Origin of the sequence: Rathayibacter sp. AY1H2 (assembly GCF_002931985.1) — a bacterium.
In the GTDB taxonomy this organism is placed as follows: Bacteria; Actinomycetota; Actinomycetes; order Actinomycetales; family Microbacteriaceae; genus Rathayibacter.
Genome location: NZ_PSUV01000001.1, coordinates 138534 through 155156 on the forward strand (window position 1 = coordinate 138534; position 16623 = coordinate 155156).

Genomic DNA, 16623 nt, shown 5'->3' on the forward strand with positions numbered 1-16623 from the left:
AGGGGGGATCGGCGGCAGGGACCGGGAGACGGGAGGAGCGCGGAGTCCCGCTGGTCGATGACCTCGTGCACAGGGCGGTACCTCTCTCCGTCGCGGCAGGCGGAGCCGCGGACGTCGGAGAAGTTATCCCCGTGCCCGGCGGCCTCCGAGTGGGAGGCGCGATACGGAGGCGGGGGCGGCGTGCGCGCCGCTCACGGAGTCGGATCGCGTCGGCAGCGGTCGCTCGACCGTCAGTCCCCGCCACGGGTTCCGCGCCCGCCGCACCGGCATGCGGAGGCACCGCGGCGCCGCCGATAGAGTCGGCTCCGTGACCCTCTCCCCGCAGATCTTCACGCTCCCCTCGGCGGTGCAGCGGACCCCCGCCGCAGCTCCTCACCCGGGGCTGCTCCGATGAGGGGCATCGTCCTCGCGGGTGGTTCGGGGTCGCGGTTGTGGCCGATCACCAAGGGCATCTCGAAGCAGCTGATGCCGATCTACGACAAGCCGATGATCTACTACCCGCTGTCGACGCTGATGATGGCCGGGATCGACGAGGTCCTCGTGATCACGACCCCCGAGTACAACGACCAGTTCCGCGCCCTGCTGGGCGACGGGTCGAGCCTGGGCATGCGGATCGAGTACGCCGTGCAGCCCTCCCCCGACGGGCTCGCGCAGGCGTTCCTGATCGGCGAGGAGTTCATCGGCGACGAGTCGGTCGCCCTGGTCCTGGGCGACAACATCTTCCACGGCACCGCCCTGGGCACCGCCCTCGCGGCGAACACCACGATCGAGGGCGCCGTCATCTTCGCCTACCAGGTCGCCGACCCGCGCGCCTACGGGGTCGTCGAGTTCGACGAGCACTTCCGAGCCGTCTCCATCGAGGAGAAGCCCGAGCAGCCGCGCAGCAACTACGCCGTGCCCGGCCTCTACTTCTACGACAACGACGTCGTGGCGATCGCGAAGACGATCACGCCCTCGGCCCGCGGCGAGCTCGAGATCTCGACGATCAACGAGCGCTACCTCGAGGCGGGGCGGCTGAACGTCCAGGTGCTCGACCGGGGAACGGCCTGGCTCGACACCGGGACCTTCGATTCCATGATCGAGGCGACGGAGTTCGTGCGCGTGATCGAGCAGAGGCAGGGGTTCAAGATCGGCTGCATCGAGGAGATCGCCTGGCGCAACTCCTGGATCGACGACGCCCGCCTCGCCGAGCTCGCCGCACCGCTGGTCAAGAGCGGATACGGCGCCTACCTCCACCGCCTGCTCAGCCTCGAAGGCGTGAACGCGGGCCGCTGAGCCCGGCCTCCCCCGACCTTCCCGACCTCCAGGAGAACCCGTGCGGATCCTCGTCACCGGCGGTGCCGGCTTCATCGGCAGCAACTTCGTCCACCTCACCCTGCGCGAGCGTCCCGACGCGCGGATCACCGTGCTCGACAAGCTCACCTACGCGGGCAGCCGCGACTCCCTCGCCCCCGTCGCCGACCGAGTGCGGCTGGTCGAGGGCGACGTCGCCGACGCCGAGCTGGTGGACCGGCTGGTCGCCGACGCGGATCTGGTGGTCCATTTCGCCGCGGAGTCGCACAACGACAACTCCCTGCACGACCCGACGCCCTTCCTCGCGACGAACGTCATCGGCACCTTCGCGCTCCTGCAGGCGGTGCGCGCGCACGACGTGCGGTACCACCACATCTCGACGGACGAGGTGTACGGCGACCTCGAGCTCGAGGACCCCGCGCGCTTCACCGAGCACACCCCCTACAACCCCTCCAGCCCCTACTCCTCGACCAAAGCCGCCAGCGACCTCCTCGTGCGCGCCTGGGTGCGCTCCTTCGGCGTGCGCGCCACGATCTCCAACTGCTCCAACAACTACGGCCCCTACCAGCACGTCGAGAAGTTCATCCCCCGCCAGATCACCAACGCCATCGACGGCATCCGCCCCAAGCTCTACGGCACCGGCGCCAACGTCCGCGACTGGATCCACGTCGACGACCACAACACCGGCGTCTGGGCCATCATCGACCGCGGCGAGATCGGCGAGACCTACCTCATCGGCGCCGACGGCGAGAAGAGCAACCTCGACGTCGTCACCCGCATCCTCACCGCCTTCGGACAACCCGAGGACGCCTTCGACCACGTCACCGACCGCGCCGGACACGACCTCCGCTACGCCATCGACTCCACCCGCCTGCGCACCGAACTCGACTGGCGCCCCCGCTACACCGACTTCGACGCCGGACTCGCCGCCACCATCGACTGGTACCGCGCCAACGAGGACTGGTGGCGCCCCGCAAAGGCCGCCACCGAGGAGAAGTACTCCGCTCAGGCCTGAGGCGGCCCGCCGGCGGGGATCAGTGCGGACCGACTCCGGTCGACACCCGGCCGGAAGGCCGCGGAGAGTCGCACGGGCCGGGCGTCCGCTTCGCGCGGGACCGACCGGACAGGACGATGCGGAGCAGCTGCAGCGGCTCGAGGAGGTAGCGGGCCGCGAGGCGGCGCGGGTCGCGCGCCAGGCGGAACAGCCACTCCACGCCCAGGGCGCCCATCCACCGCGGGGCGAGCGCCTGCGTGCCGGCGATGTAGTCGAGGCAGCCCCCCCACGTTCGCGAACGCCGCCCGCGGGGCGAGGTCCCGGTTCTCCAGGATCCAGCGCTCCTGGCGGGGCATGCCCATCCCGACCAGGACGAGATCGGCACGGGCGAGCGACTCGGCGAGCGGCCGCTCCTCGCCGATGCCGTGCCACTGCTGGTCGAATCCGTCGTACGCGAGCCAGGTCATCCGGGACGTGCGGGCGGCGACCGCCTCCGCCGCTGCGGCCGAGGACTCCGGCGTACCGCCCACAGCGACCACCACCAGAGGCTCGTCGTTCTCGATCAGCGGGAACAGCCAGTCGGTGCCGTGTAGAAGGCTTCGCCGACGTCCGTCCAGGAGCCCGCGCCGCCCGCGGTGAGAGAGAGGCTCTGATCGCTGGGCCAGCCGACCTCCCCGACCGAGCAGTGCACCCCGTACCGCCGGCACCACTGCCCGAAGGTCGTCACCGCCGCCACGAAGACCTGCTCGTCGGTGCCGCCCTGCTTGTCCGAGCGCAGGGTCGTGCCCGTGCCGCCGGGGTAGAAGTGCTGCGAGCACACGATCCGGTCCAGCGGGTCCTGGATCCACGGCCCGTCGGGTGCGATCGCGGCGACCGTGCCCGTCGTCGCCTCCCGCATCCCCTCGACCCAGATCGTGGGCCGATCGCCGGTTCCCCGGACGGCCGACACCACGGCCTGCGTGTAGGCCTTGTAGGTCTCGACGGGGACCAGCGACCGCTTCACCTCGTTGAAGAGGTCGTAGGCGGCGATGCGTCCGTCGTTCTGGAACTCCGCCGCGAGCAGGGTCCAGACCCTCTGCGCCTGGGATACCGAGAGCCCGGATCCGAACCAGACGGTCCCCTCGGGCAGATCGCCCTGGCTCGCCGGATAAGTGCCGTTGTTGTGCAGGTCGAGCACGACCCGCATGCCGGCGGCGCCGATGGCGGCGATCTCGGTCCGGAGCAGCGCGACCGCCGCCGGATCGAGCCCCTTCGCCAGAGCGTCGTCGGTGCTCTCCCCGTCGGCCTGCGGCTGCAGGAGCGACCAGGGCACCGCGAGCCGGACCAGGGTGAGCCCGCGGTCCGCCAGGAACTCGTAGCTCTCGGCCGGATTCCCGGCGGTGCAGTCGACTCCGACGTCGACGCGCGACTGCAGATCGAACACGTTCACGCCGCGGAGGTAGGACCGGCCGCCCAGGTAGTCGTCGACCGAGCCGATGGCAGGCGCGGGCGACGCGGAAACGGACGACGGCGCGCAGGCCACGGGAGCAGTTCCGTCGCTCCGCTCGAGGAGCCGCACGGCGACCACGACGAGGGCCGCGACCACCACGACGGCCAGGACGATCAGCAGCGGGCGGCGGAGCCCATGGCGCGGCCGATCGCGTGCGGCGGCGATGCGAGCCTCCCGAGCCTGCCTGCCCGGTGCGGCCACCGGATCGCCGCTGAGGCTAGCAGAGCTCCGCGACGCCTCAGCGCACCGCCACCGTCGCGCGGTCGCGGCCGGTGAGGTCGCGCTGCGTGGTCGCTCCGCGCCAGCCGTCGGCAGTGAGCAGGGCGCGGATATCGGCGCCCTGCAGCTCGCCGTGCTCCATCACCAGCACTCCCCCGGAGCGGAGCAGGCGGAGGGCGGTCGCCGAGAGCGAGCGGACGACGTCCAGGCCGTCCTCGCCGCCGTAGAGCGCCGAGGGCGGGTCGAACAGGCGCACCTCCGGGTCGCGCGGGACGGCGGCGGCCGGGATGTAGGGCGGGTTGGAGACGACGACGGAGACGGTGCCGTCCAGCTCGGGAAGTGCCCGGGCGAGGTCGTCGAAGACGATGCGGGCGTTCTCGAGCCCGAGCCGCTCGCGGTTGCCGCGGGCCCAGATGAACGCCTCGGGAGCGTTCTCCACGCCGATCACGCGCGCGTGCGGCACCTCGTGCGCAAGCGCGAGCGCCAGGGCTCCGCTGCCCGTGCCGAGGTCGACGGCGATCGGCTCCGGATCGACGACCGCGCGGAGCGCGTCGATCGCGATCTGCGCGACGCCCTCGGTCTCGGGTCGCGGGACGAACACGCCGGGTCCGACCGCGAGCTCGAGCGAGCGGAACGGCGCGATCCCGGTGATGTGCTGCAGCGGCTCGCGAGCCGACCGGCGCTCGATCACGCTCGCGAACGCCGCGGCGTGCTCGTCGTCGACGGTCAGCCCCGTGATGAGGCGCGCCTGCAGCCGGCCGCGGCCGAGCCCGAGCAGGTGCCCGAGAAGCAGCTCCGCATCGACGTCCGGCGTGGGGACGCGGGCGGCGGCGAGGCGGGCGACCGCGTCCGCGAGGAGGGTGCGCGCGTCGACGCCGGTGGTCACGAGGGTCACGCCTCCTCGGAGCCGATGTCGGCCAGGCGGGCCTCCTCGTCGGCCTGGATGGCGCTCTCCACCACCGGGTCGAGCGCGCCGTTCATCACGCCGTCGAGGTTGTACGCCTTGTAGCCGGTGCGGTGGTCGGCGATGCGGTTCTCGGGGAAGTTGTAGGTCCGGATGCGCTCGGAGCGGTCCATCGTGCGGATCTGCGTCTTGCGCGCGTCCGAAGCCGCCGCGGCGATCTCCTCCTGCTGGCGGGCCAGGATGCGGGCGCGCAGCACGCGCATGCCCGCTTCACGGTTCTGCAGCTGGCTCTTCTCGTTCTGCATCGACACGACGATGCCGGTCGGGAGGTGGGTGATCCGCACGGCGGAGTCGGTCGTGTTGACGGACTGCCCGCCGGGACCGGAGGAGCGGTAGACGTCGATCTTCAGGTCGTTCTGGTTGATCGCGACCTCCTCGGGCGCGTCCACCTCGGGGAACACGAGCACGCCCGTGGTCGAGGTGTGGATCCGCCCCTGCGACTCGGTCACGGGGACGCGCTGCACCCGGTGCACGCCGCCCTCGTACTTGAGGTGCGCCCACACGCCCTGCGAGGGATCGGTGGCGTTGCTCTTGATCGCGACCTGCACGTTCTTGTAGCCGCCGAGGTCGGACTCGTCGCGGTCGAGGATCTCCGTCTTCCAGCCCTTCGCCTCGGCGTAGTGGAGATACATCCGGAGGAGGTCGGCCGCGAACAGCGCGCTCTCGGCTCCGCCCTCGCCGCCCTTGATCTCCATGATGACGTCCCGGCCGTCGTCGGGGTCGCGCGGGATGAGCAGGCGCCGCAGCTTCTCCTGCGCCACCCGCAGCGACTCCTCCAGCTCGGGGACCTCCTCCGCGAAGGCCTCGTCCTCGCGGGCGAACTCGCGCGCGGCCTCGAGGTCCTCGCCGGCCTGGATCCAGGCGGAGTGGGCCGCCTTGATCTGGCTCAGCTCCGCGTAGCGCCGGTTGACCTTCTTGGCGCGGGCGGCATCGGCGTGGAGGGCCGGGTCGGAGAGCTGCGTCTGCAGGTCCTCGTGCTCGGCGAGGAGGACGCTGACGGATTCGAACATGGGGTCCTGGCTTCCGGAGGTGGTCGGGGTCGGGCTCATCGCCCGGGGACGCGAAAACGTCCGCGGCCGCCCCCGGTGACAGGGGCGACCGCGGACGTCGGGGCGCTAGTGGTGGCCGTTGCCGTGGCCGGCGGTGGCCGGGCCGACGGCCGACTTCGAGACCTGCATGAGGAACTCGACGTTGGACGAGGTCTCCTTCAGGCGCGACAGGATGATCTCCAGCGCCTGCTGCTGGTCGAGCCCGGCGAGGGCGCGGCGCAGCTTCCAGGTGATCTTGACCTCGTCGGCGCTGAGCAGCATCTCCTCGCGGCGCGTGCCGGAGGCGTTCACGTCGACGGCGGGGAAGATCCTCTTGTCGGCGAGGTGACGGGAGAGGCGGAGCTCCATGTTGCCGGTGCCCTTGAACTCCTCGAAGATCACCTCGTCCATCTTCGAGCCGGTCTCGATGAGCGCCGTCGCGAGGATGGTGAGCGAGCCGCCGTTCTCGATGTTGCGCGCCGCTCCGAAGAACTTCTTCGGCGGGTACAGCGCCGAGGCGTCCACGCCGCCCGAGAGCACGCGGCCCGAGGGAGGAGCGGTCACGTTGTAGGCGCGGCCGAGACGGGTGATGGAGTCGAGCAGCACGACCACGTCGTGGCCCAGCTCGACCAGGCGCTTGGCGCGCTCGATCGCGAGCTCGGCGACGGTCGTGTGGTCCTCGGCCGGGCGGTCGAAGGTGGAGGCGACGACCTCGCCGCGCACGGTGCGCTGCATGTCGGTGACCTCCTCCGGACGCTCGTCGACCAGGACGACCATCAGGTGGACCTCGGGGTTGTTCTGCACGATCGCATTGGCGATCTGCTGCAGGACGATGGTCTTGCCGGCCTTGGGCGGCGCGACGATCAGGCCGCGCTGTCCCTTGCCGATCGGGGCGACCAGGTCGATGATCCGCTGGGTCAGCTTGCCGGGCTCCGTCTCGAGGCGCAGGCGCTCGGTCGGGTAGAGCGGCGTGAGCTTCTGGAACTCGACGCGCGCAGCGGCCTCCTCGACGGTCTGGCCGTTGATCGAGTCGACGCGGACGATCGCGTTGTACTTCTGGCGGCCGCCGCCCTCGCCCTCGCGGGGCTGGCGGATGGCGCCGACGACCGCGTCGCCCTTGCGCAGGTTGTACTTCTTGACCTGGCCGAGGGAGACGTAGACGTCGCTGACGCCGGGGAGGTACCCGGTGGTGCGCACGAAGGCGTAGTTGTCGAGGACGTCGAGGATGCCGGCGACCGGGATGAGGACGTCGTCCTCGCCGATCTCGGGCTCGAAGTCGTCGCCGATCACTCCGCCGCGGCGCTTGCGGTCGCGATAGCGGCTGCGGCGGCCGTCCTCGCCCTCGGCCTGCTGGCCGTTCTGGGGCTGTCCGGAGCCGTTCTGCTGAGGAGCCTGCTGGCCCTCGGACTGCGCGGCGCCGCGCGCGCCTTGGCCGTTCTGCGGCTGGGACTGCGCGGCGGGGCTCTGCTGAGCGTCGTTCTGGCGGTCGTCCCCGCGGTTGCGGTTCCGGTTGCGTCGGTTGCGGCCGCGGCCGGTGCCCTGCTGGTCGCCGTTCTGCTGCTGGTCTCCGCCCTGCTGCTCCTGCTGGTCGCCGGATTCGGAGGAGTCGGCGTCGTTCTCGGCGGGCGCCTGCTCGGCCTGCTCGGAGGCGCCCCCGCGGCTGCGGCGGCGTCCGCGGCGCTCGCGCTGGCCGCCCTCGCGGGAGGAGTCGTCCGACTCCGGCCCGTTGGGCAGCTCGATGTCGATGACGGGCTTCGCGGCCTGGTCGGCGTCGCGGTCCTGCTCGATGACGGGGAGGTCGGGGATCAGCGACTCCACGCCGGTCCCGCCGGGGATGTTGAGGTGCTCGCCGGCGGCGACGGTGCCGCTGGAGGCGCGGCGCGAGCTGCGTCGGCGGGGCGCGCGCTCGGCGGGCTCGGCGACCGGCTCGGCCGCCGCGGGGAGCTCGAGCTCGACGGGGGCCGACTCGGCGGCCGTCGCGGAGGGCTCGTCGACTATGGGCGCGGCCTGCTCGAGGACGTCGGCCGTGTCGGCCTCGGTGCTCTCGACGGGCGTCGGCAGCTCCGCCGGCGCCTCGGGCTGCGGAGCGGACTGCTCGGCCACATCGGCCGGCTCGGCCTCGACGCCGGTGGCGTCGACGTCCGGGGCGACCGCTGCGTCGTCCGGAGCGACCGCGTCGGCGATCGCGGCGGGCGCGTCCTCGGCGGAGGCGGCGCGCAGGTCCGAGATGGCCTGGACCAGCTCGCCCTTGCGGAGCTTGGAGGCGCCGCCGAGGCCGAGCCCCGTCGCGAGAGCCTGGAGCTCGGCGACGCGCAGACCGGAGAGGTCGGCGGTGAGGTCCACGGCCGAGCCGTGGGTGTTGACGTCTGTCACTGGAGAGGGTTCCTTCCCCCCGGGAACGAGTGCTCACCGGGAGAGCTCATCGACCGTGCGGTGCCATCGCGTGTTCTGATCCACGCGATGCTCTCGGCCGCCGGGACCGACTGCCGCAGAGAGCGAGGAGAGGGCCCGGAGACCAGGCGCCGGTCTGCAAGAGGAGCAGGGGCGCCCTTCACACGATGTGATGGCCGTGGTTGTCGGGACGATCCGTCGGACAGATTCCGCTCGTTACGCGGTTCCTCGGGATGCGGTCCCCACTGTAGCACCCTTGAAGTCGACGGCCAGCATGTGCGCGCGCCACGGCGTGGGGGCCTCCCGCTCCACCAGATCCGCGGCGGCGAGGCGCTGGGCGGGGTCGCTGCAGAGCACCAGGACGCTCGGTCCGGCACCCGAGACGACGGCCGCGTAGCCGTGCGAGCGCAGCAGCGCGATCAGCGCTGAGGTCTCGGGCATGGCGGCCGCGCGGTAGTTCTGGTGCAGCTTGTCCTCGGTCGCCGCGAACAGCAGCTCCGGGCTCTGGATGAGGGCGGCGATCAGGAGCGAGGAGCGCGAGACGTTGAACACCGCGTCCTCGTGCGGCACGCTCTGCGGCTGCAGCGAGCGTGCCAGCCGCGTCGACATGGTGTGCTCGGGCACGAAGACGACCGGGGACACGCCGCGGTGGACCATGAGCTTCTTGGAGCGCGGTCGCAGCGGCGAGTCGTCGGCGCCGGAGGCGTGCGGCTCGACCCAGGCGATGGTGAGGCCGCCGAACAGTGCGGGCGCCACGTTGTCGGGGTGCCCCTCCATCTCGGTGGCGATGCGGAGGAGGTCGTCCGAGTCGAGCTCGACGACGCCCTCGAGCAGGCCCTTCGCGGCCATGATGCCGGAGACGATCGCGGCGCCGGACGAGCCCATCCCGCGGCCGTGCGGGATGATGTTGCGCGCGATCACCTCGATGCCGGGCATCTCCTGCCGCTGGTCGGCGAACGTGTACGCGATGGCCTGCACGACGAGGTTCGTCTCGTCGGTCGCCACCTCTCCCTCGCCGACCCCGTGCACGGTGACCCGCGCACCCGTGGCCGCGACGGCCGTCACGTCGAGCTCGTCGTAGAACGAGAGCGCCAGGCCGAGCGTGTCGAAGCCGGGGCCCAGGTTCGCCGAGGTGGCGGGGACCTTGACGTGGACGGTGCGGCCGACGGGAACCGCCGAGGTCATGCGCCGGCCAGCCCCAGCACGTCCGCGATCGCGGCGGTGTCGACCGGGACGACGGTCGGCGTGATGTCCGCGCCGTCGGCCGTGCGGAGCGCCCACTGCGGGTCCTTGAGCCCGTGGCCGGTGACCGTCAGGACGACGGTCGCGTCCTTCGGGATCGCTCCGGCCTCGGCGCGCTCGAGGAGCCCCGCGACGCTGATCGCCGACGCCGGCTCGACGAAGACGCCGACCTCGCCCGCGAGGATGCGGTACGCCTCGAGGATCTTCTCGTCGCTGATCGCGCCGAAGTAGCCGTCGCTGACGGTGCGCGCGTTGAGGGCGAGCTCCCACGAGGCCGGGTTGCCGATCCGGATCGCGCTGGCGATCGTCTCGGGGTGGCGGACCGGGGCGCCGTGCACGATCGGAGCGGAGCCCTCGGCCTGGAAGCCGAACATGCGCGGGAGGCGGGTCGACTCGCCGCGCTCCAGCTCCTCCGAGTAGCCGCGGAAGTAGGCGGTGTAGTTGCCCGCGTTGCCGACCGGGACGATGTGGAAGTCCGGCGCGTCGCCCAGCACCTCGACGACCTCGAAGGCCGCGGTCTTCTGGCCGGCGATGCGGTCCGGGTTCACCGAGTTGACCAGGTGGACCGGGTAGTTCTTCGCGAGGTCGCGGGCGATGTCGAGGCAGTCGTCGAAGTTGCCCTGCACCTGCAGCAGCTGCGCGTTGTGCGCGATCGCCTGGCTGAGCTTGCCCAGGGCGATCTTGCCCTCCGGCACCAGGACGGCCGCGGTGATGCCGGCGTGCGTCGCGTAGGCGGCGGCCGACGCGGAGGTGTTGCCGGTCGAAGCGCAGATGACGGCCTTCGCGCCGTGCTCGACGGCCTTCGAGATCGCCATGGTCATGCCGCGGTCCTTGAAGGAGCCGGTCGGGTTCATGCCCTCGTACTTGACCCACACCTTCGCGCCCGTGCGCGCCGAGAGGGCCGCCGCGGGGATGAGCGGCGTGCCGCCCTCGCCGAGAGTGATGACCGGGGTCGCCTCGGTGACATCGAGGCGGTCCGCGTACTCGTGCAGGACTCCGCGCCACTGCTTGGCCATCTCAGGCTCCTTCAACTCGTAGAACGGACGTCACGGCGCCGACGAAACCATGGGAATGGAGGGCGGTGACGGTGGCCGCCAGATCGGATTCCGCCGCGGCGTGCGTGCCGATGACCAGGGTAGCGGTAGGCTCGCGCCGCTCCGCACCGCCCTGCTCCTCCAGCGGGTCGGCGCCGGGCGGGGTCTGCACCAGGGTCTCGACCGAGACGCCGTGGTCGGCGAAGACGCCCGCGATCTGCGCGAGCACGCCGGGGCGGTCGAGCACCTCGAGGGTGACCTGGTACCGGGTGGTGACGTGGCCGATCGGGAGGACCGCGAGCCCGGAGCTCGCGCTGGTCACCAGGCCGGGGCCGCCGACGACGTGGCGGCGGGCGGCCGACACGACGTCGCCGAGGACGGCGGAGGCCGTCTCGATCCCGCCGGCGCCGGCGCCGTAGAACATCAGGTCGCCGGCCGCCTCCGCCTCGACGAAGACCGCGTTGTTGGCCCCGTGCACGGCCGCGAGCGGGTGGGAGCGGTGCACGAGCGCGGGGTAGACCCGCGCGGACACGCCCTCCACGCCGGTCTTGGCGTCGGTCAGCCGCTCGCAGATCGCGAGCAGCTTGATCACGTAGCCGGAGTCGCGGGCCTGGTCGACCTGCGCCTTCGTGATGCCGGTGATGCCCTCGCGGTGCACCAGGGTGACCGGGACGTCGGTGTGGAAAGCGAGGCGGGCGAGGATCGCCGCCTTCTGCGCCGCGTCGTAGCCCTCGATGTCGGCGGTCGGGTCGGACTCGGCGTAGCCGAGCTCGGTCGCGCGGGCGAGCGCGTCCTCGAGGCTCGCGTGCTCGGTGTCCATCCGGTCGAGGATGTAGTTGGTCGTGCCGTTGACGATGCCGAGGATGCGGTGGACCCGGTCGCCGGCGAGGCTGTCGCGCAGCGGCCGGATGATCGGGATCGCGCCGGCGACGGCCGCCTCGTAGTTGAGCTGGGCGCCCACCTGGTCGGCGGCCTCGAAGAGCTCGTTGCCGTGGGCGGCGAGCAGCGCCTTGTTGGCCGTGATCACGTCCGCGCCCGACGAGATCGCCGTGAGGATGTGGCTGCGGGCGGGCTCGAGCCCGCCGATCAGCTCGACCACGATGTCGGCGCCCAGGATCAGCGACTCGGCGTCGGTGGTGAGCAGGTGCTTCGGGATGTCGGCGGTGCGGGGCGCGTCCACGTCCCTGACGGCCACGCCCACGAGCTCCAGCGGCGCCCCCACGCGCTGGGCGAGCTCGTCGCCGTGGTCGAGCAGGAGGCGCGCCACCTGGGCACCGACGGACCCGGCGCCCAGCAGGGCGACGCGGAGGCTGCGGTACTCGATCATCGGGAGGTGGCCTTTCGTTCGATGCCGGCGTCGCGGCGGAGGAGGTCCTCCTCGGTCTCGCCGCGCACGAGGACGCGCGAGCGCCCGTCGCGGACGGCGACCACCGGGGGGCGCCCGAGGTAGTTGTAGTTGCTGGCGAGCGACCAGCAGTAGGCGCCGGTCGCGGCGACGGCGAGCAGGTCGCCCGGCCGCACGTCCGCGGGCAGGAAGTCGTCGTGGACGACGATGTCGCCCGACTCGCAGTGCTTCCCGGCCACCCGCACGAGGGCGGGCTCGGCCGAGGAGGAGCGGTCGGCGATCCGCGCCGTGTAGTCGGCGCCGTAGAGCGCCGGACGGGCGTTGTCGCTCATGCCGCCGTCGACGCTGACGTAGCGGCGGACCGCGGTCGAGCCCTCGGAGCCGACCGTCACATCCTTCACGGTGCCCACCTCGTAGAGGGTGACGCCGGCGGGCCCGATCAGCGAGCGGCCGGGCTCGATCGCGATGTGCGGCACCGGGACGCCGCGGGCGGAGCACTGCTCGGCGACCGCGTCGGCGACGGCGGCCGCGATCTCGGCGATCGGGGTCGGGTCGTCGGCACTGGTGTACGCGATGCCGAAGCCGCCGCCGAGGTTGAGCTCCGGCACGGGCCCGTCCGCGAGCAGTGCCGCGTGGACGTCGAGCAGGCGCGACGCCGACTCCGCGAACCCGGCGGAGCCGAAGATCTGGGATCCGATGTGGCAGTGCAGCCCGAGGAACCGCAGGGAGGAGAAGGAGCGGATGCGGGCGACCGCGGCCGGGCAGTCGGCGAGTGCGAGGCCGAACTTCTGGTCCTCGTGCGCCGTGGCGAGGAACTCGTGGGTGTGCGCGTGCACTCCGCTGTTGACCCGGAGGCGCACCGCCTGCACGCGGCCGTGCCGCTCGGCCGCGGCTGCGACGCGCTCGATCTCGACGAGGCTGTCGAGCACGATCGTGCCCGCGCCCACCTCGACGGCCCTGTCGATCTCGCGGAGCGACTTGTTGTTGCCGTGGAGGCCGAAGCGCTCGGGCTCGATCCCGGCGGCGAGGGCCACTGCCATCTCGCCGCCGCTGGAGAGGTCGAGGTTCAGGCCCTCGTCGCGCATCCAGCGGGCGACCTCGGTCGAGAGGAACGCCTTGCCCGCGTAGTAGACCGTGACGCCGGTGCCGATCCGGCCGAGCTCGCGGGCGAAGACCTCGCGCATCTCGACGGCCCTGCGGCGGGCGTCGGCCTCGTCCACCACGTAGAGAGGAGTGCCGTGCTCGCGCACCAGCTCGGCGACGGGCACTCCGGCGATCCGGATCCCGCCGTCCTCGCCGCGCTCGGCGCTGTCCGGCCACACGCCGTCGGCCAGGGCGTTCGGGTCGGCGGGCGTGTGCAGCCACTCAGGCGCGAGCGGATGCCGGGGGGCGCGGGCGTCGACGGTGTCCACGGGTGAGACCTCACAGGAGAGAGTGGGAGCGTCACTGCGGGGCGAGCGGGTCCGGATTGACCCCTGAAGCCAGCGATGTCAGTGTTCGGCCCGCGGAAGACGCCGGCACAGGGCTCCGATCCTACCGGTCCGGGGCGGCGGCGCCGCGCGGGCTCAGGCGCACGTGCCCGGTTCCTGCTCCGCGGGGTCGCTGAGGAACGTCGGAGAGAGCGCGAAGCTCGCGTTCAGCGACTCGTCGGCGACCTCGACTCCGGTCAGCGTCAGTCCGCGCGGCACCGAGTCCGCGATGCACACGGAGGACGGAGCGAGCAGGTCGCCGGAGACGGCGCCGAAGCGGTCGCGGAAGTCGGTCGCCGAGAAGGTCGCACCGGCGGCGGAGACCTCGGCCGGGGTCAGCCGGATGGCGCCGTCCACGGCCGCGAGCTCCATCCCCACGCCCGCGCCGAGCCGGAGGCCCAGCACCTCGACGGAGGCGGTCACGCGCACGAGCGGAGCGTCCAGGGTCACCTCGTCGACGGGAACGGTGCTGCGCTCGGTGACGAGCCGCGAGACCGAGGCCGCGTCGATCGCGACCGTGGTGCTGCCGGACTCGACCGCTCCGACGCCGCTCACCGGCACCCCGATCAGGGTCGCAGCGACGTCGCCGTCGAGCTCGCCGAACGTCACGTCCGAGCTGCGCAGGTCGAGCCGGTCCAGTCGCCCCGAGACGAGCTGCGGGAGAACGGCCCAGCCGGCGACGTCGACGTCCACCGCCCGGTCCGCGGGCAGTGCGAGCGCCTCGCGGAGGCTCGCGGCGGCGCGGTCCGCGACGGCGCGGCGGGCGAGCGAGTCGCCCACCACCGCCGCGACCACGAGCAGCACCAGCACCACGACGACCACCACGGCCGCGCGTCCCCCGCGCCGGCGCCGCGGCGCCGCCCCCGACGCGCTCACATCCGGTCCGGGGCCGTGACGCCCAGCAGGGAGAGCCCGTTGCGGAGCACCTGCCCGGTCGCCTCGTTCAGGCGCAGCCGGGTCGAGTGCACGGCCTCGACCGGGTCCTCGCCCTGCGGCACGACCCGGCAGTTGTCGTACCAGCGGTGGTAGAGGCCGGCGACCTCCTCGAGGTACCGCGCGACGCGGTGCGGCTCGCGCAGCTCCGCGGCGTGCGCCACGATGCGCGGGAACTCCTGCAGGCCGCCGAGCAGCGCCGACTCGGTCGGATGCACCAGCGTCTCGGGCGCGAACGGCTCGACGGGGACGCCCGACGCCGCGGCCTTCGCCGCGACCTGGCGGGTGCGCGCGTGGGCGTACTGCACGTAGTAGACGGGGTTGTCGTTGCTCCGCTTGGTCAGCAGGTCGAGGTCGATGTCGAGGGTCGAGTCGGCCGAGGAGCGCACCAGCGAATAGCGCGCGGCGTCCACGCCGACGGCCTCCGTGAGGTCCTCCATCGTGACGACGGTCCCCGCCCGCTTGGACATCCGGACCGCCTCGCCGTCGCGGAGCAGGTTGACCAGCTGGCCGATCAGGATCTCGAGGTTCACGCCCGGGGTGTCGCCGAACGCCGCGCACATCGCCATCATCCGGCCGATGTAGCCGTGGTGGTCGGCGCCGAGCATGATGATCGCCCGATCGAAGCCGCGCTCGCGCTTGTCGAGGTAGTAGGCGAGGTCGCCCGCGATGTAGGCCGCCTCCCCGTCGCTCTTGATGATGACGCGGTCGCGGTCGTCGCCGAACGAGGTGGTCCGCAGCCAGGTGGCGCCGTCCGCCTCGAAGATGTGCCCGAGCTCGCGGAGGCGCTCGATCGCGCGGTCGACGGCACGCGACTCGTGCAGGGAGTTCTCGTGGAAGTACACGTCGAAGTCGACGCCGAACTCGTGCAGGCTCTGCTTGATCTCGCCGAACATCAGCTCGACGCCGATCGAGCGGAAGGTCTCGGCGAGCTCCTCCTCGGGCAGGACGGCGAGGTCGCCCGGGTAGGCGGCCGCGACGCGCTCGGCGATGTCGCCGATGTAGGCGCCGCCGTAGCCGTCCTCCGGGGTCGGCTCGCCGCGGTGGGCGGCGAGGAGGCTCCGCGTGAAGCGGTCGATCTGCGCGCCGTGGTCGTTGAAGTAGTACTCGCGGGTCACCTCGGCGCCCTGCGAGAGGAGCATCCGGGCCAGGCTGTCGCCGACCGCCGCCCAGCGCGTCCCGCCGATGTGGATGGGGCCGGTGGGGTTGGCGGAGACGAACTCGAGGTTCATCCGGACGCCGGCGTAGGCGGACCCGGTGCCGTAGGCCTCGCCCGCCTCGACGATCGCGCCGGCAAGGGCACCCGCGGCCGCGGCCTCGAGCCGGACGTTGAGGAAGCCGGGACCGGCGACCTCGACCGTGGCGACGCCCTCGACCGCGCCCAGCCCCTCGGCCAGCTCGGCGGCGAGCTCGCGCGGGTTCGCGCCGACCCGCTTCGCGAGCTTCATCGCGATGTTCGAGGCCCAGTCGCCGTGGTCGCGGTTCTTCGGGCGCTCCAGCACGACGTCCGAGAGCTCGACGCCCGCATCGCTCCCCCGTCGCTGCACGGCGTCGAGGACGAGGGCGTGCAGGGAGGCGGCGAGCTGTTCGGGAGTCACGGGGAGCGATTCTACCGGCCGCCGCGCCCGCGCCCCCCGTCCCTCCTGCACCGTGAGGCCGCTCGGCAGGGCGGCGTTGCTAGGGTGCGACGCATGCGCCGTCCCGCCGCCCTCCTCCTCGTCGCCCTCGCCGCGGCGGCCCTCTCCGGCTGCTCCGCCGCGGCCGACCCGGAGCCGAGCGCGAGCGGCGCCGTCAGCGGCACGCCGATCCCCCTCGCCTGCGAGCAGCTGGTCCCGGCCTCGGCGCTCGCGGGCCTGTGGGGCGGATTCTCCCCGGACGACGGCATCGGGACCACCGCCGTCTCCGAGGAGATCGCCCAGTACGACGGCCTGGTCTGCGGATGGTCCGACGATTCGGGCGCCGAGCTGCAGCTGGCCGTGGCCCACCTCGACCCCGCGGTGATCGAGGCGCTCAAGAACGAGTTCTTCACCACCAGCAAGGCCGTCCCCACCTACGGCAAGCCGCCGGAGATCGAGGGCTACTACCAGGTGGCCGAGGGGCGGGGCGTCGCGGACGCCTTCGTCGGCGAGTACTGGATCGAGGCGTCCAGCGCCTCCTTCGTCGAGCCGGGCGACCCCGAGCCGCTCGTGCGGTCGGCGATCGGCGTCCTCGCCGACTGAGCC

14 protein-coding genes and 1 pseudogene are annotated in these 16623 nt (G+C 72.5%); 3 read left to right on the forward strand and 12 right to left on the reverse strand.

Annotated elements, in window-relative coordinates:
- Window positions 1-390 precede the first annotated feature (390 nt).
- Both rfbA and rfbB read left to right on the forward strand, forming a co-directional pair.
- Window positions 391-1275, forward strand: coding sequence for a glucose-1-phosphate thymidylyltransferase RfbA (rfbA, locus tag C5C29_RS00635; protein ID WP_104223010.1), 885 nt, complete (start codon window positions 391-393; stop codon window positions 1273-1275).
- 40 nt (window positions 1276-1315) lie between these two features.
- Window positions 1316-2308 carry a dTDP-glucose 4,6-dehydratase gene (gene rfbB / locus C5C29_RS00640; RefSeq protein WP_104223009.1) on the forward strand — a complete coding sequence of 331 codons (993 nt, stop codon included), beginning with the start codon at window positions 1316-1318 and terminating at the stop codon, window positions 2306-2308.
- A 19-nt stretch (window positions 2309-2327) separates the two neighbouring features.
- Here the strand turns inward: rfbB and C5C29_RS17620 are convergent, their stop codons facing one another.
- The 12 genes and pseudogenes from C5C29_RS17620 to argS all read right to left on the reverse strand — a co-directional run bounded on the left by C5C29_RS17620 (window position 2328) and on the right by argS (window position 15999).
- Window positions 2328-2672: a WecB/TagA/CpsF family glycosyltransferase gene (locus C5C29_RS17620; protein ID WP_219813756.1), complete on the reverse strand. Its 345-nt coding sequence runs from the start codon at window positions 2670-2672 to the stop codon at window positions 2328-2330.
- Window positions 2626-2829: pseudogene (locus tag C5C29_RS17625) on the reverse strand (WecB/TagA/CpsF family glycosyltransferase); the annotation flags it as partial. The gene C5C29_RS17620 and the pseudogene C5C29_RS17625, both read right to left, overlap by 47 nt.
- 20 nt (window positions 2830-2849) lie before the next feature.
- Complete coding sequence (locus C5C29_RS00650; protein ID WP_104223008.1) at window positions 2850-3977, reverse strand: glycoside hydrolase family 5 protein; 1128 nt, start codon at window positions 3975-3977, stop codon at window positions 2850-2852.
- 37 nt (window positions 3978-4014) lie between these two features.
- Entirely contained in the window at window positions 4015-4890 is an 876-nt protein-coding gene (gene prmC, locus C5C29_RS00655; RefSeq protein WP_104223007.1) for a peptide chain release factor N(5)-glutamine methyltransferase, read from the reverse strand.
- On the reverse strand, window positions 4887-5969 hold the full coding sequence (prfA, locus tag C5C29_RS00660; RefSeq protein ID WP_104307903.1) for a peptide chain release factor 1: 1083 nt from the start codon (window positions 5967-5969) through the stop codon (window positions 4887-4889). The genes prmC and prfA overlap by 4 nt, the downstream gene beginning before the upstream one ends.
- 105 nt (window positions 5970-6074) lie before the next feature.
- Window positions 6075-8360 (reverse strand): transcription termination factor Rho, encoded by a 2286-nt coding sequence (gene rho, locus C5C29_RS00665; RefSeq protein ID WP_104223005.1) that lies wholly within the window; start codon window positions 8358-8360, stop codon window positions 6075-6077.
- Between the two features lie 234 nt (window positions 8361-8594).
- Entirely contained in the window at window positions 8595-9563 is a 969-nt protein-coding gene (thrB, locus tag C5C29_RS00670; RefSeq protein ID WP_104223004.1) for a homoserine kinase, read from the reverse strand.
- Window positions 9560-10636: a threonine synthase gene (gene thrC / locus C5C29_RS00675; protein ID WP_104223003.1), complete on the reverse strand. Its 1077-nt coding sequence runs from the start codon at window positions 10634-10636 to the stop codon at window positions 9560-9562. Before thrC ends, thrB begins: the two co-directional genes overlap by 4 nt.
- Before the next feature lies 1 nt (window position 10637).
- Complete coding sequence (locus C5C29_RS00680; RefSeq protein ID WP_104223002.1) at window positions 10638-11981, reverse strand: homoserine dehydrogenase; 1344 nt, start codon at window positions 11979-11981, stop codon at window positions 10638-10640.
- The gene (gene lysA / locus C5C29_RS00685) at window positions 11978-13411 is read right to left on the reverse strand and encodes a diaminopimelate decarboxylase (protein ID WP_104223001.1); all 1434 of its coding nucleotides are present in this window, start codon (window positions 13409-13411) and stop codon (window positions 11978-11980) included. Before lysA ends, C5C29_RS00680 begins: the two co-directional genes overlap by 4 nt.
- 153 nt (window positions 13412-13564) lie before the next feature.
- Entirely contained in the window at window positions 13565-14293 is a 729-nt protein-coding gene (locus C5C29_RS00690; RefSeq protein ID WP_104262485.1) for an LmeA family phospholipid-binding protein, read from the reverse strand.
- A gap of 47 nt (window positions 14294-14340) precedes the next feature.
- Entirely contained in the window at window positions 14341-15999 is a 1659-nt protein-coding gene (argS, locus tag C5C29_RS00695) for an arginine--tRNA ligase (RefSeq protein WP_104222999.1), read from the reverse strand.
- Between the two features lie 93 nt (window positions 16000-16092).
- Here argS and C5C29_RS00700 point away from each other — a divergent pair, with 93 nt between their 5' ends.
- Window positions 16093-16620 (forward strand): hypothetical protein, encoded by a 528-nt coding sequence (locus C5C29_RS00700; protein ID WP_104222998.1) that lies wholly within the window; start codon window positions 16093-16095, stop codon window positions 16618-16620.
- The last annotated feature ends 3 nt before the right edge of the window (window positions 16621-16623 follow it).

What these genes read in the sequence shown, in the direction of transcription:
- C5C29_RS00700 (WP_104222998.1), top strand. Translation starts at nt 16,093, where the DNA reads ATGCGCCGTCCCGCCGCCCTCCTCCTCGTCGCCCTCGCCGCGGCGGCC.
- C5C29_RS00680 (WP_104223002.1), bottom strand. Translation starts at nt 11,981, where the DNA reads ATGATCGAGTACCGCAGCCTCCGCGTCGCCCTGCTGGGCGCCGGGTCC.
- thrB (WP_104223004.1), bottom strand. Translation starts at nt 9,563, where the DNA reads ATGACCTCGGCGGTTCCCGTCGGCCGCACCGTCCACGTCAAGGTCCCC.
- rfbA (WP_104223010.1), top strand. Translation starts at nt 391, where the DNA reads ATGAGGGGCATCGTCCTCGCGGGTGGTTCGGGGTCGCGGTTGTGGCCG.
- prfA (WP_104307903.1), bottom strand. Translation starts at nt 5,969, where the DNA reads ATGTTCGAATCCGTCAGCGTCCTCCTCGCCGAGCACGAGGACCTGCAG.
- thrC (WP_104223003.1), bottom strand. Translation starts at nt 10,636, where the DNA reads ATGGCCAAGCAGTGGCGCGGAGTCCTGCACGAGTACGCGGACCGCCTC.